The organism is Streptomyces sp. NPDC047706 (assembly GCF_043204795.1).
Classification (GTDB): Bacteria; Actinomycetota; Actinomycetes; order Streptomycetales; family Streptomycetaceae; genus Streptomyces.
Map to the genome: position 1 here is coordinate 19,398 of NZ_JBIDCW010000014.1, position 22,911 is coordinate 42,308.

The 22,911-nt window shown below is 71.3% G+C and carries 19 protein-coding genes; 12 read left to right on the top strand and 7 right to left on the bottom strand.

Going from position 1 to position 22,911, the window contains the following annotated elements:
- Positions 1-126: 126 nt before the first annotated feature.
- Positions 127-390: a WhiB family transcriptional regulator gene (locus tag ACGF8A_RS18165; RefSeq protein WP_003975777.1), complete on the bottom strand. Its 264-nt coding sequence runs from the start codon at positions 388-390 to the stop codon at positions 127-129.
- 711 nt (positions 391-1,101) lie between these two features.
- Here ACGF8A_RS18165 and ACGF8A_RS18170 point away from each other — a divergent pair.
- The 4 genes from ACGF8A_RS18170 to ACGF8A_RS18185 are packed head-to-tail and all read left to right on the top strand — an operon-like array spanning position 1,102 to position 4,950.
- On the top strand, positions 1,102-1,593 hold the full coding sequence (locus tag ACGF8A_RS18170) for a cysteine dioxygenase (RefSeq protein WP_393109231.1): 492 nt from the start codon (positions 1,102-1,104) through the stop codon (positions 1,591-1,593).
- Positions 1,594-1,634: 41 nt separating this feature from the next.
- Positions 1,635-2,594 (top strand): 2-phospho-L-lactate transferase, encoded by a 960-nt coding sequence (cofD, locus tag ACGF8A_RS18175; protein ID WP_393109233.1) that lies wholly within the window; start codon positions 1,635-1,637, stop codon positions 2,592-2,594.
- Entirely contained in the window at positions 2,591-3,886 is a 1,296-nt protein-coding gene (locus ACGF8A_RS18180; protein WP_393109235.1) for a coenzyme F420-0:L-glutamate ligase, read from the top strand. Before cofD ends, ACGF8A_RS18180 begins: the two co-directional genes overlap by 4 nt.
- Positions 3,887-3,945: 59 nt before the next feature.
- Positions 3,946-4,950 carry a DNA-3-methyladenine glycosylase family protein gene (locus ACGF8A_RS18185; protein WP_393109237.1) on the top strand — a complete coding sequence of 335 codons (1,005 nt, stop codon included), beginning with the start codon at positions 3,946-3,948 and terminating at the stop codon, positions 4,948-4,950.
- 351 nt (positions 4,951-5,301) lie between these two features.
- Here the strand turns inward: ACGF8A_RS18185 and ACGF8A_RS18190 are convergent, their stop codons facing one another.
- Both ACGF8A_RS18190 and ACGF8A_RS18195 read right to left on the bottom strand, forming a co-directional pair.
- Positions 5,302-6,384 carry a sugar phosphate nucleotidyltransferase gene (locus ACGF8A_RS18190; RefSeq protein WP_393109239.1) on the bottom strand — a complete coding sequence of 361 codons (1,083 nt, stop codon included), beginning with the start codon at positions 6,382-6,384 and terminating at the stop codon, positions 5,302-5,304.
- Between the two features lie 242 nt (positions 6,385-6,626).
- On the bottom strand, positions 6,627-8,003 hold the full coding sequence (locus tag ACGF8A_RS18195) for a peptidoglycan recognition protein (RefSeq protein WP_393109241.1): 1,377 nt from the start codon (positions 8,001-8,003) through the stop codon (positions 6,627-6,629).
- A 129-nt stretch (positions 8,004-8,132) separates the two neighbouring features.
- On the opposite strand from ACGF8A_RS18195, the gene ACGF8A_RS18200 reads away from it, so the two are divergent.
- The 4 genes from ACGF8A_RS18200 (at position 8,133) to ACGF8A_RS18215 (ending at position 14,252) form a co-directional block, all read left to right on the top strand.
- Entirely contained in the window at positions 8,133-8,888 is a 756-nt protein-coding gene (locus ACGF8A_RS18200) for a TIGR03089 family protein (protein ID WP_393109243.1), read from the top strand.
- Positions 8,889-9,235: 347 nt separating this feature from the next.
- Entirely contained in the window at positions 9,236-10,483 is a 1,248-nt protein-coding gene (locus ACGF8A_RS18205) for an LCP family protein (protein WP_393109245.1), read from the top strand.
- Between the two features lie 247 nt (positions 10,484-10,730).
- Positions 10,731-12,488 (top strand): LCP family protein, encoded by a 1,758-nt coding sequence (locus ACGF8A_RS18210; protein ID WP_393109247.1) that lies wholly within the window; start codon positions 10,731-10,733, stop codon positions 12,486-12,488.
- 93 nt (positions 12,489-12,581) lie between these two features.
- A complete protein-coding gene (locus tag ACGF8A_RS18215) occupies positions 12,582-14,252 on the top strand; it encodes an LCP family protein (protein WP_393109249.1) in 1,671 nt (556 codons plus the stop codon).
- 38 nt (positions 14,253-14,290) lie between these two features.
- Here the strand turns inward: ACGF8A_RS18215 and ACGF8A_RS18220 are convergent, their stop codons facing one another.
- Positions 14,291-15,325: a glycosyltransferase family 2 protein gene (locus ACGF8A_RS18220; protein WP_393109251.1), complete on the bottom strand. Its 1,035-nt coding sequence runs from the start codon at positions 15,323-15,325 to the stop codon at positions 14,291-14,293.
- A 137-nt stretch (positions 15,326-15,462) separates the two neighbouring features.
- Here ACGF8A_RS18220 and ACGF8A_RS18225 point away from each other — a divergent pair, with 137 nt between their 5' ends.
- Positions 15,463-16,926 (top strand): LCP family protein, encoded by a 1,464-nt coding sequence (locus ACGF8A_RS18225; protein WP_393109253.1) that lies wholly within the window; start codon positions 15,463-15,465, stop codon positions 16,924-16,926.
- A gap of 41 nt (positions 16,927-16,967) precedes the next feature.
- Here ACGF8A_RS18225 and ACGF8A_RS18230 read toward each other — a convergent pair whose 3' ends face one another.
- On the bottom strand, positions 16,968-17,534 hold the full coding sequence (locus tag ACGF8A_RS18230; protein ID WP_393109255.1) for an acyl-CoA thioesterase: 567 nt from the start codon (positions 17,532-17,534) through the stop codon (positions 16,968-16,970).
- Positions 17,535-17,652: 118 nt separating this feature from the next.
- Here ACGF8A_RS18230 and ACGF8A_RS18235 point away from each other — a divergent pair, with 118 nt between their 5' ends.
- On the top strand, positions 17,653-18,942 hold the full coding sequence (locus ACGF8A_RS18235) for an LCP family protein (RefSeq protein WP_393109257.1): 1,290 nt from the start codon (positions 17,653-17,655) through the stop codon (positions 18,940-18,942).
- Positions 18,935-19,558, top strand: a complete 624-nt coding sequence (locus tag ACGF8A_RS18240; protein WP_393109259.1) for an HAD family hydrolase — start codon at positions 18,935-18,937, stop codon at positions 19,556-19,558. The genes ACGF8A_RS18235 and ACGF8A_RS18240 overlap by 8 nt, the downstream gene beginning before the upstream one ends.
- A gap of 27 nt (positions 19,559-19,585) precedes the next feature.
- Here the strand turns inward: ACGF8A_RS18240 and ACGF8A_RS18245 are convergent, their stop codons facing one another.
- Together ACGF8A_RS18245 and ACGF8A_RS18250 are read right to left on the bottom strand one after the other, a co-directional pair.
- Positions 19,586-19,936 carry a four-helix bundle copper-binding protein gene (locus ACGF8A_RS18245; RefSeq protein WP_393109261.1) on the bottom strand — a complete coding sequence of 117 codons (351 nt, stop codon included), beginning with the start codon at positions 19,934-19,936 and terminating at the stop codon, positions 19,586-19,588.
- 232 nt (positions 19,937-20,168) lie between these two features.
- Positions 20,169-21,326 (bottom strand): acyl-CoA dehydrogenase, encoded by a 1,158-nt coding sequence (locus ACGF8A_RS18250; protein ID WP_393109263.1) that lies wholly within the window; start codon positions 21,324-21,326, stop codon positions 20,169-20,171.
- A gap of 184 nt (positions 21,327-21,510) precedes the next feature.
- Here ACGF8A_RS18250 and ACGF8A_RS18255 point away from each other — a divergent pair, with 184 nt between their 5' ends.
- Positions 21,511-22,854, top strand: a complete 1,344-nt coding sequence (locus ACGF8A_RS18255; protein ID WP_393109265.1) for a UDP-glucose dehydrogenase family protein — start codon at positions 21,511-21,513, stop codon at positions 22,852-22,854.
- The last annotated feature ends 57 nt before the right edge of the window (positions 22,855-22,911 follow it).

The window sequence follows — 22,911 nt, forward strand, 5'->3', positions numbered from 1 at the left end:
ACGAGCGCCCACACTATCGGCTGCCCATGACGACGGCCCGCCGCCTGTGGACAACCCACCCGCGACGGGCCGTTCGCCCCGTATGTACTTCGCCCCGTATGTACGAGGACGTTGTGTGCCGTCGGCTCAGACGGCCGCCTTCTTCAGGCGGCGGCGCTCCCGCTCGGACAGGCCGCCCCAGATGCCGAATCTCTCGTCGTTGGCCAGGGCGTACTCAAGACATTCGGAGCGGACCTCGCAGGCGAGACAGACCTTCTTGGCCTCTCGGGTCGAGCCGCCCTTCTCGGGGAAGAAGGACTCGGGGTCGGTCTGGGCGCACAGCGCGCGCTCCTGCCAGCCGAGTTCCTCGTCCGCGTCGTCGACCAGCAGTTGCTGCACCAGCTCGGTCATGTGCGCCCCTCGTCTGTCTTTCGCGTCCCCGTGATGTAGCCGTTACCGATTCCGGCTGAACGACACGAGTGAAATTACAAGTGTGCTGCTCCGGGCGAGTCAAGCCGAGATCTGCTATTGAGCCCCTTATTCACTCTGCGGAACCAAGGCCGTGCGGAAAGTGTTCAAATCGCCATAAACCTTGACACGCTGTTGGGGCCCGGGAGGCCGTCGGCCTCACACGCACCCTGTACGGAGAAGGACGCCCAGTGGCTCAATCTCGTTCCGACGCACACGCCGAAGCGAACCGGATCACAGTCGGATCACAGGATCGCAACGGGGCTTGCGCGCCCGGTTGTGCGCCATGTGTCCCGGTGAAGGCCTGAGCAAACCTTTCACCTGACCGATGAACCGGAAGAGGTGAAACATGTCCCACATTTCGGGCGCCGAGTTGACAGTGGGGGTGTCAGCCGCTGTCCTAGGGGGCATGCTCGCGAACTTGGCGCCCACCTCGACCCGCTCCGCCGGGTCCCTCGGTGCTGCCCACGCTCGCCGTAGCTGTTGTTGCTGTTCCAGCTGTTGAGCCCAGCGCGCTCCGGCTGCCTCTGAGTCCACCGCGACTCGGCTGCTGTTCCCCACGCCCCACCCGGGCGCTCCTCCCGCCCGCGATCCGGGCGGACGGCCGTGACATCCAGCCCCGCACCTCTCCCCGCCGAGGAACCTCCCCACCCCATGAACAGCGACAGCGACCTCCAGATCGCCGGCGACATCCTCGAAGTCCCGCACCTGCTCCAGGCCCCGCGCGAGCACCCGGCCACCGTCGCCGACTTCGTCGGCCTGGCGCGCTCCGTCGCCGCCGACCGCGCCCAGTGGGAGCACCTCGTCCGGTACGACGCCACCAGCCGCTGGTACCACCGGCTGCGCACCGGCCCCGGCTACGAGGTGTGGCTGCTGTCCTGGGTGCCCGGTCAGGGCAGCGGGCTGCACGACCACGGCCCCTCCTCCGGCGTCCTCACCGTCCTGGACGGCACCCTCACCGAGCGGACGGAGCGGGGCACGCGCGCGTTGGGGCCGGGCCGGCAGCGCGTGTTCGCGCCTGGCTACGCGCACGAGGTGCTCAACGACACCCTCGAACCGGCGGTCAGCCTGCACCTCTACCACCCGGGCCTGACGGAGATGCCGATGCACACCCCGCAGTGCACGGCACTCGCCGAGCTCCGGTAACCGCGTGCCACGCTGTCGTACCCGCCTGCAACACTTGCTCCATGCGGATTGTGGTTCTGGCAGGCGGCATCGGCGGTGCCCGGTTCCTGCGCGGTCTGAAGCGGGCCGTGCCGGACGCGGACATCACCGTCATCGGCAACACCGGTGACGACATCCACCTCTTCGGGCTGAAGGTCTGCCCGGACCTCGACACGGTGATGTACACGCTCGGCGGCGGCATAAACGAGGAGCAGGGCTGGGGGCGTGCCGACGAGACCTTCCACCTGAAGGAGGAACTCGCGGCGTACGGCGTGGGGCCGGAGTGGTTCGGCCTCGGCGACCGCGACTTCGCCACCCACATCGTGCGCACGCAGATGACGGGCGCCGGGTACCCGCTGAGCGCGGTGACCGAGGCCCTCTGCGACCGCTGGCAGCCCGGGGTCCGGCTCATCCCGATGACGGACGACCGCGTCGAGACGCATGTGGCGGTCGAGCTCGACGGCGTGCGCAAGGCGATCCACTTCCAGGAGTACTGGGTCCGGCTGCGCGCGTCGGTCCCCGCCCACGCGGTGGTGCCGGTCGGCGCCGAGCAGGCCAAGCCCGCGCCCGGCGTGCTTGAGGCCATCGCCCAGGCGGACGTCGTCCTCTTCCCACCGTCCAACCCGGTCGTCTCGATCGGCACGATCCTCGCCGTGCCCGGCATCCGCGAGGCGATCGCCGACGCCGGCGTGCCGGTGGTCGGCCTCTCCCCGATCATCGGGGACGCGCCGGTGCGCGGGATGGCGGACAAGGTGCTCGCGGCGGTCGGCGTGCAGGCCACGGCGGCGGCGGTCGCCGAGCACTACGGCTCCGGGCTGCTCGACGGCTGGCTCGTGGACATGGTGGACGCGGGCGCGGTGGAGCGGGTCGAGGCGGCGGGCATCCGCTGCCGTGCCGTACCGCTGCTGATGACCGACGAGGAGGCGGCCGCGCAGATGGCGCGCGAGGCGCTGGCACTGGCGGACGAGGTGCGGGCGTCGTGACCGGCTACCGGGTCTGGGCGGTGCCCGGCCTTCCCGAGGTGGCTCCCGGCGACGACCTCGCCAAGCTGATCGCCACCGCCGAACCGGGCCTGGCCGACGGGGACGTACTGCTCGTCACGTCCAAGATCGTCTCCAAGGCGGAGGGGCGGATCGTCCGGGCGGACGACCGGGAGACCGCGATCGACGCCGAGACGGTGCGGGTGGTGGCCCGGCGCGGGCCACTGCGCATCGTCGAGAACCGGCAGGGCCTGATCATGGCCGCCGCCGGCGTCGACGCCTCCAACACCCCGGCCGGAACCGTGCTGCTGCTGCCCGAGGACCCGGACGCCTCGGCGCGGACGATCCGCGACGGCCTGCGCGGCGCCCTGGGCGTCGACGTCGGAGTGATCGTCACCGACACCTTCGGGCGCCCCTGGCGATCGGGACTCACCGATGTGGCGATCGGCGCCGCCGGCGTGCGCGTCCTCGACGACCTGCGCGGGGGCACCGACGCGCACGGCAATCCGCTGAGCGCCACCGTCGTCGCCACCGCCGACGAACTGGCGGCAGCGGGCGACCTGGTCAAGGGCAAGGCGTCCGGGCTGCCGGTCGCCGTCGTGCGCGGCCTGGCGCACACGGTGGCCGAGGAGGACGGCCAAGGAGCACGGGCGCTGGTGCGGGGCGCGCGGGACGACATGTTCCGGCTCGGCACGTCGGAGGCGGTGCGCGAGGCGGTGACCCAGCGGCGCACGGTCCGGTCCTTCACGGACGGACCCGTGGACCCCAAGGCGGTACGCCGGGCCGTGGCCGCCGCGGTCACGGCACCGGCGCCGCACCACACGACGCCGTGGCGTTTCGTCCTGCTGGAGTCGCCCGGGTCGCGGACCGCGCTGCTGGACGCCATGCGGGACGCCTGGATCGCGGACCTGCGGCGGGACGGCAAGACGGAGGAGTCCGTCGCCAGGCGGGTGAAGCGCGGGGACGTCCTGCGCAACGCGCCGTACCTCGTGGTTCCCTGCCTGGTCATGGACGGGTCGCACACCTACGGGGACGCCCGGCGGGACGGTGCCGAGCGGGAGATGTTCGTGGTCGCCGCCGGGGCGGGCGTACAGAACTTCCTGGTGGCACTGGCCGGGGAGCGGCTGGGCTCGGCATGGGTGTCGTCGACGATGTTCTGCCGGGACGTGGTGCGTGCGGTGCTGGGACTGCCGGCCGACTGGGACCCCATGGGGGCGGTGGCGATCGGCCACCCGGCAGAGGAGCCGCGGCCACGTCCGGACCGGGACGCGGGGAGATTCATCGAGGTGCGGTGATCACGCCCTGGCGGCGCCTACCCTCAGAGAGCAGTTCCTCTACCCCTTGGATCACATTCGTGGCTGGACGTTTCGCCCCCCGGCCCACGCGTACGACGGTGCGCGGTGGGGAGGTCGCCGTGCCCGCGAGCGTGCCGCGGCAGCCGGCGCGCGCGGCGGCGCGGGTGCGGACCTGGGCGCCGGAGGGGCCGCTCGATGCGGGGCTGGCGCTGGGACCGCTGCGGCGGGGCCCCGGGGACCCGACGTTCCGGACCACGCCGGACGGTTCGGTGTGGCGAGCGTGCCTCACGCCGGCCGGGCCGGGCACCTTGCGGGTGTCGGCCGGCGCCGGTCGGGTGCGCGGCGAGGCGTGGGGACCCGGCGCCGACTGGCTCCTCGACCAGCTACCCGACCTCCTCGGCGCCTCGGACGACCCTTCCCCCTTCGCCCCTCGGCACCGGATCGTCGCGCTCGCCCGGCATCGCCGGCCGGGGCTGCGGCTGGGGCGGAGCGGGCTGGTGCTGGAGTCCTTGATCCCCTCGATCCTGGAGCAGAAGGTCACGACCGACGAGGCGTACCGGGCGTGGCGGCTGCTCGTACGGAAGTTCGGCACGCCCGCGCCGGGGCCGGCGCCCGGGGGCATGTACGTGATGCCGGCGCCGCGGACCTGGGCGCTGATCCCCTCCTGGGAGTGGCACCGGGCCGGCGTCGACGACAAGCGGGCGTCGACGATCCAGCGTTCGGTACGGGTCGCCGCGCGGCTCGAACAGGCGATGGGGATGGAACCCCCGGCGGCGCGGGCCCGCCTGGAGGTCGTACCCGGGGTGGGCCCGTGGACGTCGGCGGAGACCGTCCAGCGCAGCCACGGAGCGCCGGACGAGGTGACCGTCGGGGATCTGCATCTGCCGGGGATCGTGGGGTGGGCCCTGGCCGGCGACCGGGACGCGGACGACGCCGTGATGCTCTCCCTGCTGGAGCCCTACGCCGGGCAACGGCATCGCGCGGCCCGGCTCATCCTCCTGAGCGGCAGGGTCCCACCGAGGAGGGCACCGCGGATGTCGCGAGGAGACATCGGCCGGCTGTGAGGCCGGCCGACTCTCGCGAACCGGCCGCGCACGGCCCACCGCAGTTCTCGCGGACCCGCAGTCGCGTACGGCGGGAAGGGGCCGTGTCGGGGGTGTCGGCCCGCAGCGGTTGGCGCGTCGACACGGGCGAGTCGGCAAGAGACCGACTCCGCGCCGTTCGGAGGACGGACACCCCCGGCGCGGCCCCGACACGACACGCACCGCAGGCGCTGGAGCACCCCCCACCGGACAGAGACCAGCCGCCGCAGGCGCTACAGCACCCCCCACCGGCCAGAGACCAGCCGCCGCAGGCGCTACAGCACCCCCCACCGGCCAGAGACCAGCCGCCGCAGGCACCACACCCCCTGCCCCCTACTGATCAGACGAGAACCGCACCGCGCCCCCCGGAATCCGGACGTCGCACCACACCCGCGCCCCGTCCCGGAGTTCGTTGTCCGGCCCCACCACCGCTCCGTCGCCGATCACCGCGCCGGTGAGGACGGATCGCCGGCCGACGCGCGCGCGGGTGCCGATCAGGGAGTCGGTGATGACGGCGCCGGGCTCGATCACCGCGCCCGGCAGGATCGTGCTGCCGAAGACGCGCGCGCCCTTCGCGACGAACGCCCCCTCGCCCACCACCGTGCCGCCGGCCAGTTTGGCGTCCGGCGCCACCCTCGCCGTAGGCAGGACGAGACGGTCACCGCAGCGGCCGGGAACCGCCGGAGAGGGAGCCCGGCCCAGCACCAGGTCCGCCGAACCACGCACGAAGGCCGCAGGCGTCCCCAGGTCGAGCCAGTACGTGGAGTCGACCATCCCCTGCAGATGCGCGCCGGCCGACAGCAGATCCGGGAAGGTCTCCCGTTCCACCGAGACCGGCCGGCCCGCCGGAATCGTGTCGATGACCGACCGCCGGAAGACGTACGCCCCCGCGTTGATCTGGTCGGTGACGATCTCCTCCGGCGTCTGCGGCTTCTCCAGGAACGCCGTCACCCGCCCGGTCTCGTCCGTCGGCACCAGCCCGTACGCCCGCGGATCCGTCACCTGCGTCAGATGCAGGGACACATCCGCCCCCGACGTCTCGTGCGTACGCACCAGCGCCCTGATGTTCAGCCCGGTCAGAATGTCCCCGTTGAAGACGAGGACCGGATCGTCAGGACCGGAGTGCAGCCGCGACGCCACGTTCCGGATCGCCCCGCCCGTGCCGAGCGGCTCGTCCTCCGTGACGTACTCGATGTGCAGCCCCAGCGACGAACCGTCCCCGAAGTGCGGTTCGAAGACCTCCGCCAGATAGGACGTGGCGAGCACGATGTGCTCCACGCCCGCCGCCCTCGCGCGCGCCAGCTGATGCGTGAGGAACGGCACCCCCGCCGCCCTGACCATGGGCTTGGGCGTGTGCACCGTGAGCGGGCGCAACCGGGTGCCCTTGCCGCCGACCAGGAGGATCGCTTCTGTCACCTGTCGTCTCTGCTTCCTGCCGGGACCGGCCGAACTGTCTTTCGGCCGGCCAGTGTATGCAGACCGATGTCCGGCGCCTTCGACGGCCGTACGCCTTCACCGAAAGCCCCCCACTGAACACGTCCGCCCGATATGTCTGCCTACTGCGTCCGTTGAACACGTCCGCCGAACGCGACCGCCGGTTGCGCCCCCACCGCACGCCCCCGTCACTCGTCCCGGCTCCCGCGCCACGCCCCCGGCCATCACGGCCGCCCCTGGAGGCGTGACGCCTGCTCACGGATGGATCCGAGCTTGCCGTACAGAAGCCGTCCTGGGCAGTCCGTCGCGAAACCGTCCCGGTGTCCGGAGATGACGCTCAGTCGTACGTTCGTACCCTTTTTGAAGAGGTTGCCTCCCCCGGACTTCAGGTATGTCGTGCCTCCCGGGTTGCCTCCGAACAGGCCCAGCTTCCAGGCGGCCAACTGCCCCACGGCCTTCACGGTCGTCGCGGTCGGTGACGAGGTGTTGAACGTGCCGATAACGGCGATCCCCGTGCTGTCGTTGTTGAAGCCGAGGGTGTGAGCTCCCATGACCGCCTTCGCCACGCCGCCCGCGCGCCCCTCGTAGAGGTTTCCGCACTTGTCGACGAGGAAGTTGTAGCCGATGTCCCGCCAGCCCATGCTCTGGACGTGGTAGCGGTAGATACTGCGGATGACGGACGGGGCCTGTGCGCAGGTGTAGTTGTTCCCGGTGGCGGTGTGGTGCACGAAGGCCGCCTTGACCGACTTGGTGTAGAGGAACTCCTTCTCGCGCAGCTTCTCGTCGGCCCCCCACCCGTGCCGGGTGGTGATGCGCGGGCGCGGGCCGATGTACGGCTGGGCCAGCTGTTCCTGCGTCATCTCGCCGGCGCGCAGCACGAACAGCTCGTCCTCGGTGTCCGCCCGGCCCAGCTCGGGGATCACGGTGGCGCCGATCGGCGCGAGCAGGGCGTTGGGCTCCGCGGAGGCCGCCGTCTCGGCGCTGAGGGGGCCGGTGAGCGGGGGGTCGCCGTCGGCACCGGTGCGAGGGGCGGTGGTACCGCCGGTCTCCGCCCGGCCGGGGTCGACGAGTTCGAGGCGCAGGCCGGAGGGGAGCGGGGCGGCAGTGCGTTCGGCAGTGCCCCCGGGCTCGACCCGCACCTCCACGCCGTCGGAGTCCCCGACCCACAGCGGTGCCGTGGCGCCACGGAGGCGGTCGGAGGTGCTCTCGGGGGTGCCCGGGTCGGGGGCGTGCTCGGCGGTGTGGGTCTCGACGTCCTGCCAGCCGGACCAGGCACCGGTTCCGGCGGCCCGGGTCCGGACCTGGACGCGGCCCTGGAGTTGGGCGGCCGGGTCGTCCCAGACGACGCCGATGAGGGAGAACCGCTGCACGTCGCGGCGGGGCAGTCCCTGCGCGGCGGGCGCGCCGGGGGCACGCTCACCGGTCAGGGTGACGAGGGGAATGGACTGGGTGCTGCCCGGGATGCCGGGCTGCACGGACCGGCCGGCCGTCTGTGCGGCCTTCGAAGCGGGCGCCGCCAAGGCGTTGGAGGGCAGGGTCAGCGGTAGGGCGAGGGCGGCGGCACACGTCACGCCGATGGAGGAAGCAAGGAATCCACGCATGCTCCTGATCCTGGACATAGCCATACAAATCTGTCCATCGGGGAATTGACGCGGCGTCGGCAGGTATTCGCCCGAACCGGTGGCCCCGCCACTCGATGCGCACCCCGCCGCGCGCGTACGCTTGCGCGGGTGAACGCCACCGACCGCACCCCTGCCGACCTGCTGCGTTCCGCGCTCGCCGCGGACCCCGCGCGCCCCCTGGTCACCTTCTACGACGACGCCACCGGAGAACGGGTCGAATTGTCCGTGGCCACCTTCGCCAATTGGGTGGCCAAGACGGCGAACCTGATCCAGGACGGACTGTCGGCCGAGCCCGGCGACCGGATCGCGCTGCTGCTGCCCGCGCACTGGCAGACGGCCGTGTGGCTGCTGGCCTGTTCGTCGGTGGGCGCGCTCGCCGACATGGACGGCGACCCGTCGCGGGCGGACTTCGTGGTGGCGGGTCCCGGCCGCTTCGAGGACGGCCTCGCCTGCCGCGGCGAGCGGTACGCGCTGTCCCTGGCACCGCTGGGCCGGCGCTTCCCGACGCCGCCGGAAGGCTACGCCGACTACGCCGTGGACGTGCCGAGCCACGGCGACCGGTTCGCGCCGTACGCGCCCGTGGACCCGGAGGCGCCCGCGCTGATCGTGGCGGGGGCGGAGTACACCGGGGCGGAGGTCGTGGAACACGCGGTGGCCGACGCGCCGGGGCTGGACCTGACGGGACCCGGATCGAGGATCCTGTCCGCACGCCCGTACGACACCTGGGAGGGGCTCAGCGCCGGGCTGTACGCCCCGCTCGCGATCGGGGGGTCCGTGGTGCTGTGCCGGAACCTGGACCGCCTGGACGGCGAGCCCCTGGCCAAGCGCATCGAGTCCGAACGCGTCACGGCGACGGCCCGCTAGGCCCCGCCGTCCGGATCAGACCGCGGACGCGGGGTCCGGCATCCGCGGCCGACCCCGTCCGCCGGCACCGGTCAGCACCGTCGCCTCCCAGCGGCCCGATCCGCACGACGGACCCCGGGCCCTGCCGGGAAGAAGCCCCGCCGGGTCCCGCAGCGGGCTCCCCGCACGCCCGCCGGAGGGCGCCCCTCGGACCCCCGGTGTCACCCGATCGGCCCCCCAGCACCCGCGCCCCCACCCCAGCCGGGTCATGGTCGTAAGAGCAGTAAGGGCAGCACGACACGCTCGTACCGTTCGTACACGGTCGTACTCCATGAGGGGTGGATTCCGTCGTGAGGGACACCGCAGGCTTGCCATCCGGGGGCCCGGACGACAACGCGCCGGCGGTGGTTCCCGGGCCGGCCGGCGGGGCTTCGGCGACCGGCGACGGGCTCATACGCCGGCGTCGGCGGCGCTGGACACGGGGCGGGACGGCAGGTGTCGCGGGGGTCGTCGCCGGCGCGCTGGTCGCCGGCTGGATCGTGTACACCAAGCTTGACGGGAACATCACGCCCGACGAGGCCGCGGCCGCCGAGCTCGCGCGCTACGAGCGGGAGCGGCCCACCGCCCTGGTACGGGGCGCCCAGAACATCCTGCTCATCGGGTCGGACTCGCGGGCGGGCGAGGGCAACGGCGCGTACGGGCGGGACTTGGGCACCGAGCGGTCCGACACCACCATCCTGCTGCACCTTTCGGCAGGGCGCGGCAGCGCCACCGCGGTGTCCATCCCCCGAGACTTGATGGTGGACGTCCCCAGCTGCCTGCGCCCGGACGGCAAGCGCACCGACCCGATGTTCGCGATGTTCAACTACGCCTTCGAGACGGGCGGTTCCGCCTGCACCATCCGCACCGTCGAGCGGATGACGGACATCCGGATCGATCACCACATGGTCGTCGACTTCAGCGGCTTCAAGAAGCTGGTGGACGCCGTCGGCGGCGTGCGGATCTGCCTCGAGGAGCCGATCGTCGACAAGGAGGCCAAGCTGCGGCTGCCCGCGGGCGTCGTGACGCTCGACGGCGAGCAGGCCCTCGGCTACGTCCGCGCCCGCAAGTCCCTCGGCAACGGCAGCGACACCGACCGCATGGAGCGCCAGCAGCGATTCCTCGCGGCCCTGGTGCAGAAGCTGCGCGGCAACGACGTACTGCTGAATCCGGTGAAGCTGTATCCCGTGCTGGACGCGGCCACGTCGTCGCTCACCACGGACCCGGGACTGGCGAGTCTGCGTGGTCTGTACGACCTCGTCCGTGGCCTGCGCGACATTCCCACGGAACGGGTGCAGTTCCTGACGGTGCCGCGGGAGTCGTACGAGGGCAATGCCAATCGCGACCAGTTGACGGAGCCCGCGGCGGAGCGGCTCTTCGAGCGGCTGCGCTCGGACGCGCCCGTGGAAGTCTCCGGAAAGACCGTTCTGGATTTCGCCGGAAGCACGTACGAGGGGAACGGCGGTACGGTTTCGCAGTCGTACGGTTACGGTGCGTACGCCGGTTCCGCCCTCTCCCCCGCTTCTCCGGCACCCACTTTCAGCGGCAAGACCGCCGCCGAGGACGACTGCCGGTAAAGCGCGCGCCAGGCCGGCCCACATTCGTTCCGGGAAATGGGCGGATTGCCCAGTTGTAGGGACGTGGAATTTGTCACCGTCGTCGCTTGCCGTCGAACCGGCCGGATAGTGTGAGCGCTTCCGGTGCAACCGGCCCCCGGCCACGCAGTCCTTTTCCGGGGTCGCGCACTGTGTACGAGGTTTGTACGAGACCGAGCGCCTCAAGGGGGAAGGCGCCGCGTGGCCCCGACGGAGGATTCAGGCAACCGTGGACGCGCAAGGCCGTGGGCGGGCGGAGAACGTCGATCCCGCAGACCAGTGGGTACTCAACCCGAACACCGGCGAATACGAACTGCGACTGAGCCCTTCCGCACCGCAGTCGACTGTTCCCGGCCCGCGCCGAGCAGGCACCCGCGGTTCCGGCGCGGTGCCCCGCGCCCGGACGTCGCCCGCGGGCCGGGACAAGCCGCCCGCCGGACGCGACACGCAGGACGCGCCGGACCGTGAGGTGCCGGGTCCGCGCAGGCGCCGTGGCGCGCCCGCCGAACCCGCGCCCGGGCGACGCGGACGCCGGCCCGCGAAGAAGGCGAAGGCGAAGAAGGCCGTGCTGTGGACCGGCGGTGTCCTGGCCTTCCTCCTCGTCGCGGGGGCCGGAGCCGGATACCTCTACCTCGAGCACCTCAACGGCAACATCACCTCCGTCGCCGACGACGGTGCCGGCACCGGTGGCTTCCAGAAGGACAAGGCCATCAACATCCTGCTGATCGGCACCGACAAGCGCACCGGCGCCGGCAACGACCGGTACGGCGACGCGGGCAGCCCGGGTCACGCGGACACCACGATCCTGCTGCACGTCTCCAAGGACCGCTCCAACGCCACCGCGCTGAGCATCCCCCGCGACCTCATCGTGGACATCCCGGACTGCCCCACCACCCAGGAGGACGGCAGCACCGAGGTGATCCCGGGCTCGACCGGCGTCCGCTTCAACACCAGCCTCGGCCAGAGCGGACGTACGCCGTCCTGCACCATGCGCACGGTCACCGAACTGACCGGCATCAAGCCGGACAACTTCATGGTCGCCGACTTCAACGCGGTCAAGACGCTGACCACGGCGGTCGACGGCGTCGAGGTGTGCCTGGCCAAGGACATCGACGACCCCGACTCCAAGCTCGACCTGCCGGCCGGCAACCACACGATCGCGGGCGAGGAGGCCCTCGCCTTCGTCCGCACCCGGCACTCCGTCGGCACCGGCGGCGACCTCAGCCGGATCGGCCTGCAGCAGCAGTTCCTCAGCGCGCTGATGCGCAAGCTGAAGTCCAACGACACGCTGACCAACCCGTCGAAGATGCTGAAGCTCGCCGAGGCGGGCACCGAGGCGCTGACCGTCGACTCCCAGCTGGACACCATCGGCAAGCTCAAGGACCTGGGTCTGGAGCTGGGCAAGCTCGACGTCAAGAACCTGACGTTCACCACGGTGCCGGTCGTCGACAACCCGGCCGAGACGGTCAAGGCGACCGTCGTGGTCGACGAGACCAAGGCGCCCGAGGTCTTCGCGGCCATCCAGAACGACGTCTCCTTCACCGCCGTCAAACAGCAGAAGGCCGAGGAGAAGGCAGCCGTGGCCGCCCGGCTGAAAGGCAGCAAGGCCGACCCGTCCGAGGTGCGGGTGCGGATCCTGAACGGCGGCGCCCCGTCGGGCAGCGCGCAGGAAACCCTCAACTGGCTCCAGATCGAAGAGGGCGTCGGCAAGTCCGAGAACGCCGGCAACGCCGACGAGGAGCTGGGCAGGACCACCCTGGAGTACGCGCCCGACCAGGCGGACCAGGCACGCAGGCTGGCCGACATCATGGGCCTGTCCGGGTCCGCGATGAAGCCCGGCGAGAGCGAGACCAACTCCCAGGGCCTGCCCACGATGACGCTGACGCTGGGCAAGGACTTCAAGGGTGCGGGCGTCTCCCTCACCGCTCCGACGAAGGCGCCGGACGTGGAGAAGTCCACGGCCGACAAGGTCGTGTGCGCCAAGTAGCAAATTGGGGGGTAACCCAACGGGTCCCTCGCGCGTCTGACTTGTCGCGGGGCGTAGCCGTTGGTGAAGGCGCAGGGGTGGGAGGGCGGGCAGGTGGCGCGGAGCAGTGTGCGCGGGAACGTTCCGGCAGTGGAGGACGAGGGCACGGAGTCCCGCACCACGCGGGACGAGAGGTCCACGGACGCGTCGGACCTCCGCGGGCGGCACGGTGGGCCCGGGCGGCCCGTGGGGCGCCGCGGCACCCCACGGCGGCCCCGCAGACGGCGCGTGCTGCGCTGGTCGGCGACGGTGCTGTCGGTGGTCATACTCGCCACCGCGGGCGCCGGTTACCTCTACTACGAACATCTCAACGACAACCTGGAGACGGGCCGGCGCAGCGGCGGCGACTCCAAGGCCGAGCGGCCGGAGCCGAACGCGGCCGGGCAGACGCCGCTGAACATCCTGCTGATCGGCTCGGACAGCCGGAACACGGCGGAGAACCTGGAACTCGGGGGCTCCCGGAGCAGCGTGGGCGGCAAACCGCTCGCGGACGTGCAGATGCTGATCCACCTCTCGGCGGACCGCAAGAGCGCGTCGGTGGTGAGCATTCCGCGTGACACCCGGGTCGACATACCCGCCTGCAAGGACCCGGAGACCGGCGAGAGCTACCCCGCGACCAACCGGATCATCAACGAGTCCCTCGCCCGCGGCGGCGCCGGCTGCACGCTGACCACCTGGGAGAACCTCACCGGCGTCTACATCGACCACTGGATGACGATCGACTTCGCTGGTGTGGTGGACATGGCCGACGCGGTCGGCGGCGTCGAGGTCTGCGTCAGGCAGAACGTGTGGGACCGCCCGCTGCCGGGCGTGCCCGGCGGCTCCGGCCTCAAGCTGGCGCAGGGCAGGCAGAAGGTGCAGGGCAAGCAGGCGTTGCAGTGGCTGCGTACCCGGCACGCCTTCTACAGCGACGTGGGCCGGGCCAAGGCCCAGCACATGTACATGAACGCGATGATCCGCACCCTGAAGCAGCAGAACGTCTTCACGGACACCGGCCGGCTGATGAACCTCGCCGAGACTGCCACGAAGGCGCTGAAGGTCTCGGAGGAGATCGGCACGGTCAGGAGCCTGTACGACCTCGCCCTGCAGCTCAAGACGGTGCCGACGAACCGCATCACCATGACGACCATGCCGACCGCCACCGACCCGCAGAACGCCAACCACCTGGTGCCGGCCGGGGCGGACGCCGAGCAGGTCTGGTCGATGATCCGGGACGACGTGCCCTTCGACAAGAACGGGAAGGCCTCCACGAGCAAGCCCGGAAGCACGGACGGCGACCAGGGCAAGGCGTCGGCCGACCCCGCCACCGACGACGCCGAGATCGGGGTGCTGGTGCGCAACGCCACCGGGAGCGCCGCCGAAGGGCCGGTCGACGGACGGGCGAACGCGCTCGCCGCGGCACTGGTGGCGAAGGGCTTCACACGGGCGGCGGCGGACACGGCGGGCGGGCTGTCCGTGCAGAAGACGCTCGTCCGCTACCCGAGCGCCGAGTTGGAAGGCGATGCCCAGCGGGTCGCCAAGTCGCTGGGGATTCCGCTGAGTTCGGTGCGGAAGTCGACCGACGTCACCGGCGTCACGCTGGTGGTGGGCGCCGACTGGCGCGACGGCACGAAGTACCCGAAGCAGGGGGCGCCCCGGGCGGGGGACGTTCCCGAGTCGGCGGGCGCGATCAACGGGTCGGACCGTGGCCAGTGCATGGACGTGTACGCGCCCTACCGCTGGTAACCGTGCCGGGGCGCGCGAGCGGGCGTGCCCCCTGACGGTCACGCCGTGGCGGAGTCCCGCACGGCCGGGCGGCGCGACGCGATGACCCGCCTGGCCAGGGACCTGGGGCTGGTCAGGAAGCCGTACCCCCACGACATGTGCATCGTGACCAGGGCGAGGGGGATCTGGAGCCGGGCCTTCAGCGGAAGGCCTTTGCCCGCCGGTACGGAACCCAGCGCGATCGCCGCCAGATAGCCGCCGGGGATCACGAATCCCCACGGCGTCAGCGCGGCGCCCACGACGAGACCGGCCGCGATCGCGCAGACGGCGGTCGGCGGGGCGAGGTAGCGCAGGTTGATGGAGCCGGCGTGGTAGCGGGCGACGACGTGGCGCCAGCGGCCGTAGTCCTTGTACTGCTTGGCCAGCGCCTTCACGCTGGGCCGCGGCCGGTACGACACCTTCAGCTCGGGCGAGAACCAGATCAGCCCGCCCGCCTCGCGGATGCGGAAGTTGAGCTCCCAGTCCTGGGCGCGGATGAACTCCTCGTTGTACCCGCCCTGCTGTTCCAGGGCCGCGCGGCGGAAGACGCCGAGGTACACGGTCTCGGCGGGGGCCGCCTGTCCGCCGGTGTGGAACGCGGCGTTGCCGACGCCGATCTTCGAGGTCATCGCCGCGGCGACGGCGTGCTCCCAGTCGTTCTCGCCCTCGGCGTGCATGATGCCGCCGACGTTCTGCGCGCCGGTCTCCTCCAGGAGCCGGACCGCGGTCGCGATGTAGTTCGGGGAGAGCATGCCGTGGCCGTCGACGCGGACCACGACCGGGTGCCGGGAGGCCTTGATCGCGGCGTTCAGCGCGGCGGGGGTCCGGCCGGTCGGGTTGGGGACCGTGTGCACCCGGGGATCCTCGGCGACCAGCTCGGCGGCGATCTCGTCCGTACGGTCCGTGGAGGGGCCGAGAGCGATCACGACCTCCATCTCGCCGGCGTACTCCTGGGCGAGGATCGCGTGGACGGCGCCGCGCAGATGCCGCTCCTCGTTGAGGACGGGCATGATCACGGACACGGCGGGGAGCTGCACGTCGGGCTTCGCGTTCATAGGGGGCTCACGTTACCGCGAACGGGGGACAGCGAGCCGCCCCGCCCGTGGCGGTGCACCGGTCCGCAGATCGTATGGGCCTACGGTGCTGATGATCCCACGTACGGCCGTAGCGCCCGCTCCAGCGGAGGTTTCCCATGCCCGCCTCGCCGCCTCGGTCCCCCGCCCGTCCGCAGCACCGCCCTCAGCCGCGCCGTGCGGTGCGTCCCCCCGTGCGGCGCAGGAAGCCGCGTTGGGCCATGCGGGCGGTGACCACGCTGTCGGTGGTGATTCTCGCCTCGGCCGGGATCGGGCACGCGGTGGTCTCCAGCCTGGACGCGGGCATCACGCGGATCGACCCGTTCAAGGACATGAAGAACCGGCCGCGCGCCGGGCACGGGATGAACGTGCTGCTGGTCGGCACCGACGGCCGGGACAAGATCTCCGAGGCGGAGCGGCGCAGGTACCGCCTCGGCGGAGCGCCCTGCCACTGCACCGACACGATCATGATCGTGCACATCTCGGAGGACCGGGAACGGGCCAGCGTGGTGAGCCTGCCGCGCGACTCCTACGCCGAACTGCCCGCGCACACCGACCGCAACAGCGGCAAACCGCACGCGGCGCATCCGGTGAAGCTGAACGCGGCCTACGCGGAGGGCGGGCCGCAGCTGACCGTACGGACGGTCGAGAACATGACCCGGCTGAAGATCGACCACTATCTGGAGATCGACTTCGCCAGCTTCATGCGGACCGTGGACGTCCTCGGCGGCGTGAAGGTCTGCACCGCCCGCCCGCTGAAGGACTCCCACACCGGCCTGAACCTCCCCGCGGGCACGCACCGGCTCTCGGGCGGCGAGGCCCTGCAGTACGTTCGCGCCCGGCACGTCGACGGGGCCTCCGACCTCGGCCGGATGCAGCGCCAGCAGAACTTCCTGGCCGGGCTGATCGACCAGTCGACGTCCTCCGGGGTGCTGCTGAACCCGATGAAGTTCCGGGACGTGACCCGGGCCGTGCTGGGCTCGGTGCGCGCGGACAAGGGGTTCGGCACCGACGAACTGCTCGACCTGGGCCGGGCGATGCGCAACTTCTCGCCCTCCTCCTCGGAGTTCACGACCGTCCCCATCGGACGGATGGGATACGCCGTGAAGGGCATCGGTTCGACGCTGAAGTGGGACCCGGTGAAGTCCGGCCGCCTCTTCACGGCCCTGCGCGACGACAAGCCGCTGGCCACCAACCGGCCCAGGGACACCTCGGTGCGCGTCGACGTCGCCCCCCAGCAGATCCGCGTCCAGGTGGAGAACGGCACACAGACCCCGGGCCTCGCCCGCCGCGCGGACGCGGCGCTCGCGGCGACGGGCTTCAGCACCACCCGCCGTCCCACGAACTCCACGATCCAGTCCGTACGCCGGACGGTGATCGCCTACGACCCGCGCTGGGATCGCTCCGCGAAGTCCCTGGCGGCGGCGCTGCCCGGCAGCGAACTGCGGCCGGTCAAGGGGCAGGGGGCGACGCTCAAGGTGATCGTCGGGTCGGACTACCGGCAGGTGCGGAAGGTGAAGGCGGCGGATGTGCGCGAGGGGGAGTTCGGGGTGGTGCGGGGGGACGAGGTGAAGTGCTCGTAGGACGGCAACAGTTCCCGGGGCACGCCGCCGCCGCTGCCCCGTCAGTCCTCGATGCCGTCAGCCGCCCGCTTCGCCCGCAGCTCCATGATGGCCCGGCGGCGTGCCAGCCGGTGGGTGCGGCGGATCTGGGCCTCCTGGCAGCGGCGCTTGTCGCGCTCCGTCTCCGGCAGCATCGGCGGCACCCGGCGGGGCTTGCCGTCGGCGTCGACGGCGGCGAACACGAGGTAGGCGGAGCCCACCTGGGTGGGCGGGGCGGACTCGTTCCAGCGCTCGGCCAGGACGCGGACCCCGACCTCCATCGAGGTCCGGCCGGTCCAGTTGACCTGGGCCTTGACGTGGACCAGGTCGCCGACGCGGACCGGCTCCAGGAAGGCCATCTCGTCCATGGACGCGGTGACGGCGGGACCGCCGCTGTGCCGGCCGGCCACCGCGCCCGCCGCGTCGTCCACGAGTTTCATGATCACACCGCCGTGCACCGTGCCCAGCAGGTTGGTGTCGCTGTTGGTCATGATGTGGCTGAGAGTGGTCCGGGACGCCGAGGTGGGCTTACCCGCTATGTCCGGAGCGTCCGGGGTCTCCGGCTCCGGGGCACTGGCCTGGTCTGTCATGGGCTCCACCTTATGCCGAGGCCGGGACCGCGGAATTTGTGTCAGCTTGGCAACAGCACCGCTGTGATTTTCCGCCGAACCTTGTAAGGCACACATCCCTGCCCTGCACACTGGGCCCATGAATGACTGGCCCCAGGGATGGTCCGACGACGACCGCGGCAACCGGTACGGACGCGGCAGCGCAGGCGCGCAGCCTGAGAGCGCCCGCGTGATGCGCCAGGTCCGGCGCGGCCCGGCGGCACCGCCCGGCGGCCGGCCGGCTCCCCAGTACGGGGTCCCGCAGCAGCCGTCGTACGTCGACGGGCAGGGGTACGACGGTTACGACAGCGGCTACAACACGGGCCAGGTCTACGGCGGTCCGGGCGGCCGGGGCCCCGGCGGACACGGCGGACACGGTGACGGCTACGGCGGCGGCGCGCCGCGGCCCGCGCCGGACTGGCGGCGCCGCATCAAGGTGACATCGATCACGCTGGTCACCGTGCTGGTCGTCACACTCGTCGGCACGTACTTCTGGGCCGACTCCAAGCTCAACCGCGAGGTCGACCTCTCGAAGGTGATCGACCGGCCCGAGGCGGGTGAGGGCACGAACTACCTCATCGTCGGCTCCGACAGCCGTGCGGGCATGACCGACGAGCAGAAGAAGAACCTGCACACCGGTTCCGCCGAGGGCAAGCGCACCGACTCGATGATGATCCTGCACACCGGCGGCGGCGCCCCCACGCTGATCTCGCTGCCGCGCGACTCGGACGTGGAGATCCCGACGTTCGTCGGATCCGAGTCCGGCAAGACCTACCAGGGCACCGGCCGGCACGTGAAGCTGAACGCCGCCTACGCCGAGGACGGGCCCGAACTGCTGGTCCGCACCGTCGAGTTCAACACCGGGCTGCGCATCGACCACTACGTCGAGATCGGTTTCGCCGGTTTCGCGAACATCGTGGACGCGGTCGGCGGCGTCGAGATGGACATCCCGCAGGACATCAAGGACTCCAAGTCCGGCGCGGACCTCAAGAAGGGCAAGCAGGTCCTCGACGGCCAGCAGGCCCTCGCGTTCGTCCGCACCCGCTACGCGCTGGCCGGCTCCGACCTGGACCGCACCAAGAACCAGCAGAAGTTCCTCTCCGCGCTCGCCAGCCAGGTGGCCACGCCGGGCACGGTCCTCAACCCCTTCAAGCTGTACCCGACCATGGGCGCGGGACTGGACTCCCTCGTCGTCGACAAGGACATGAGCCTGTTCGGCCTGGCCGACATGTTCTGGGCGATGAAGGGCGTCAGCGGCGGCGACGGCAAGTCGATGAACATGCCGCTCGCGGGCAGCTCCGGCGGCAACCTGCTGTGGGACAAGGAGAAGGTGAAGACGCTCGTCGAACAGCTGAAGAACGACGAGAAGGTGACCGTCTCCGGTGACTGACCCCCGAAGCCGGCGGCCCTTCGACGCGGTGCTGTGCGACGTCGACAACGTGATCCGGTTCTACGACTCCTCCCGCGTGACCGCGATCGAGCGGGCCGCCGGGCTGGCCGAGGGCATCACGATGAAGGTGGCGTTCGCGCCGGAGACCGACCTGCCGCTGATGCTGGGCCGGATCGACATGGACGAGTGGGTGGAGGCGATCGTGGCCGGCTTCGACGGGCTCGCGCCCGAGCCGGTGGCGTACGACCTCGCCCGCGCCCTCGCCGGAGCGCCCTCCCACGCCGACGGGACCGTGGTGTCGCTGCTGCGCCGGGCGCGGACCCTGATGCCGCTGGTCCTGGTCAGCAACGCCTCCGTGACCCTGGAGGCCGACCTGGAGGCACTCGGCCTGTCCGACCTCGCCGACCACGTCGTGAGCAGCGCGCGCGTCGGGCTGGTCAAGCCGGACCCGCGGATCTACCGCATCGCCGCCGATCTGGCGGGCGTACCGCTCGACCGCTGCCTCTTCGTGGACGACACCCTCGAGAACGTGGAGACGGCGGCCGCGCTCGGCATGACCACCGTGCACTTCCGGCGGCCCACCGACCTGGAACGGGCCCTGACGCCGCTGCTCTGAGCCGGCGCCGGGCCCGTCCACGAGGGCCTACGCCATCGCGCGGCACATCTCGGCGCAGCGGCGACAGGACTCGGCGCAGCGCATCATCTGCTCGTCGTCCGGCATGGACATACATGCCTCGGCACACATGTCGCAGGCCTTGGCGCACATCGCGCACATCTCGGCCGACAGCGGTGAGCGGCGCATCATCATGTCGGCGCACATGCGGGTCATCTCGGAGCAGTCGATCAGCGCGCGCATGATCTGCATCTGCGCCTGACCGCCCTTCTGCATGCAGGAGCTCATGGTCTCCTCGCACACCGAGTGGCAGGACATGCACGCGTCGACGCAGTCCTGCATCGCCTTGCTCATCGCCGTCATGGTTCCGGGCTGGGTCATGGCTCCTCCTGGGACGGGTGGGGGCGGGAGGGGTCCTCGTGGGACCCCGTGCCCTTCCGTCGTACGCCTCCCGGACCTCGCGCGCCATCGGGCGAACAGCCACAATTCGCTACGAATGCGACGGCATCAGATCGCGACAAGGGCCCTGCGAAGCGACACAAGCCCCCGGATTCGCTCCGGGGGCCTGTGTGCCGATACGCCGAACGGCCGACGTCGCGGCCGGAAGCGGGGACTACGGCAGGTTCCTCGCCATCACGATCCGCTGAACCTGGTTCGTACCCTCATAAATCTGCGTGATCTTGGCGTCGCGCATCATGCGCTCCACCGGGTAGTCACGGGTGTAGCCGTAGCCGCCGAGGAGCTGGACGGCGTCCGTGGTGACCTCCATGGCCACGTCGGACGCGAAGCACTTGGCGGCGGCGCCCTGGTAGGTGAGGTCGGCGTCGCCGCGCTCGGAGGCGGCGGCGGCCTGGTAGGTCAGGGCCCGGGCGGCCGAGATCTTCATGGCCATGTCGGCGAGCATGAACTGGATGCCCTGGAAGTCGGCGATCGGCTTGCCGAACTGCCTGCGCTCCTGGACGTAGCCCTTGGCGTAGTCGAGGGCGCCCTGGGCGATGCCGAGGGCCTGGGCGGCGATGGTGATGCGGGTGTGGTCCAGGGTCTTCATCGCCGTGGCGAAACCGGTGCCCTCGTCGCCGATCATGCGGTCGGCGGGGATGCGGACGTTGTCGAGGTAGACCTCGCGGGTCGGGGAGCCCTTGATGCCGAGCTTCTTCTCGGGGGCGCCGAAGGAGACGCCCTCGTCCGACTTCTCGACGACGAACGCGGAGATGCCCTTGGAGCGCTTCTCCGGGTCCGTCACGGCCATCACCGTGTAGTACTCGGAGACGCCCGCGTTGGTGATCCAGCGCTTCACGCCGTTCAGCACGTAGTGGTCGCCGTCGCGCACGGCGCGCGTCTTCATGCCGGCCGCGTCGGATCCCGCCTCGGGCTCGGAGAGGCAGTACGAGAACATGCCGTCGCCCTTGGCGAGCGGGGTCATGTACCGCTTCTTCAGCTCCTCGGAGCCGGACAGGATGACCGGCATCGAGCCCAGCTTGTTCACCGCGGGGATCAGGGAGGACGAGGCGCAGGCGCGCGCCACCTCCTCGATGACGATCACGGTGGCCAGGGCGTCCGCGCCGGCGCCACCGTAGGACTCGGGTACGTGGACCGCGTGCAGGTCGTTCGCCACCAGCGCGTCCAGCGCCTCCTGCGGGAAGCGGGCGTCCTCGTCCACCGCGGCGGCGAACGGCGCGATCTTCGCCTCGGCCAGGGCGCGAACGGTGTCGCGGAGCATCTCGTGCTCCTCGGACGGGCGGTACAGGTCGAAGTCAGCCGATCCGGCCAAGGTCTCTCACGCTCCAAGGAAGACGCTGTGATGCTGCTGGCGCTAATTACCGTTAAGTAACCCAAATTTTAGGGGTCCGGCTCACGCCAGGGGTACGTGAGCTTGACGACAGCGGGAAAGTTGCCCGTCAAGGTCGCCGGTTATGCTCGGCCCCGCACTACCGACGCTACCCAGTGGAGTCCCCATGGCCCTCAAGATCACCGTGATCGGTACCGGTTACCTCGGCGCCACCCACGCCGCGGCGATGGCCGAGCTCGGGTTCGAGGTGCTGGGGCTCGACGTCGTCCCGGAGAAGATCGAGATGCTCCGCCGCGGCGAGGTCCCGATGTACGAGCCGGGCCTGGAGGAGCTGCTGCGCAAGCACGTCGCCGGGATCGAGGGGTCCAGCGGGCGGCTGCGGTTCACCACGGACTACGCCGAGGTGGCGGCGTTCGGCGACGTCCACTTCGTCTGCGTGAACACCCCGCAGAAGCACGGCGAGTACGCCTGCGACATGAGCTACGTCGACTCCGCCTTCGCCTCCCTCGCCCCGCATCTGACCGGCCCCGCCCTGGTCGTCGGCAAGTCGACCGTGCCCGTCGGCTCCGCCGACCGCCTGGCCGCCTACCTCGCCGAGCACGCCCCCGCCGGCGCGGACGCCGAGCTGGCCTGGAACCCGGAGTTCCTGCGCGAGGGCTTCGCCGTCGAGGACACCCTGCACCCGGACCGGATCGTGGTCGGTGTGCGCGGCGACCGGGCCGAGAAGCTGCTGCGCGAGGTCTACGCCACGCCGGTCGCCGACGGCTCGCCCTTCGTGGTGACCGACTTCCCGACCGCGGAGCTCGTGAAGACCTCCGCGAACTCCTTCCTCGCCACCAAGATCTCCTTCATCAACGCGATGGCGGAGGTCTGCGAGGCGGCGGGCGGCGACGTGCTGCGGCTGGCGGAGGCCATCGGGTACGACGACCGCATCGGAAGCAAGTTCCTGCGGGCCGGTATCGGCTTCGGCGGCGGCTGTCTGCCGAAGGACATCCGGGCGTTCATGGCGCGCGCCGGTGAGCTCGGGGCCGACCAGGCGCTGACCTTCCTGCGCGAGATCGACTCGATCAACATGCGGCGGCGCGGGCAGATGGTGGAGATGGCGCGGGAGGCGCTCGGCGGCGGGTCCTTCCTGGGCAGGCGGGTGGCCGTGCTCGGCGCCGCGTTCAAGCCCGACTCCGACGACGTGCGCGACTCGCCCGCGCTGAACGTGGCAGGGCAGATCCACCTCCAGGGCGGCCAGGTGACGGTCTACGACCCGAAGGGCATGGCCAACGCCCGGCGGCTGTTCCCGACGCTGGGGTACGCCGGCTCGGCCGAGGCGGCGGTGCGGGGTGCCGACGTGGTGCTGCACCTGACCGAGTGGCGCGAGTTCCGCGAGCTGGACCCGGCGGCGCTGGGCGAGAGCGTGAAGTCGCGCGTCATCCTGGACGGCCGCAACGCCCTCGATCCCGAGCTGTGGCGGCGGGCGGGCTGGACGTACCGCGCGATGGGCCGCCCGGCCGCCTGAAGCCGGACGACGGGCGACGGGCGACGCCGGTTCGGCCGAGGCTCAGTCGGCCGAACC

Coding starts and splice junctions, on each gene's coding strand:
- ACGF8A_RS18255 (WP_393109265.1), top strand. CDS start 21,511: ATGGCCCTCAAGATCACCGTGATCGGTACCGGTTACCTCGGCGCCACC.
- ACGF8A_RS18245 (WP_393109261.1), bottom strand. CDS start 19,936: ATGACCCAGCCCGGAACCATGACGGCGATGAGCAAGGCGATGCAGGAC.
- ACGF8A_RS18220 (WP_393109251.1), bottom strand. CDS start 15,325: ATGAACGCGAAGCCCGACGTGCAGCTCCCCGCCGTGTCCGTGATCATG.
- ACGF8A_RS18225 (WP_393109253.1), top strand. CDS start 15,463: ATGCCCGCCTCGCCGCCTCGGTCCCCCGCCCGTCCGCAGCACCGCCCT.
- ACGF8A_RS18230 (WP_393109255.1), bottom strand. CDS start 17,534: ATGACAGACCAGGCCAGTGCCCCGGAGCCGGAGACCCCGGACGCTCCG.
- ACGF8A_RS18170 (WP_393109231.1), top strand. CDS start 1,102: ATGAACAGCGACAGCGACCTCCAGATCGCCGGCGACATCCTCGAAGTC.
- ACGF8A_RS18165 (WP_003975777.1), bottom strand. CDS start 390: ATGACCGAGCTGGTGCAGCAACTGCTGGTCGACGACGCGGACGAGGAA.
- ACGF8A_RS18235 (WP_393109257.1), top strand. CDS start 17,653: ATGAATGACTGGCCCCAGGGATGGTCCGACGACGACCGCGGCAACCGG.
- cofD (WP_393109233.1), top strand. CDS start 1,635: ATGCGGATTGTGGTTCTGGCAGGCGGCATCGGCGGTGCCCGGTTCCTG.
- ACGF8A_RS18195 (WP_393109241.1), bottom strand. CDS start 8,003: ATGCGTGGATTCCTTGCTTCCTCCATCGGCGTGACGTGTGCCGCCGCC.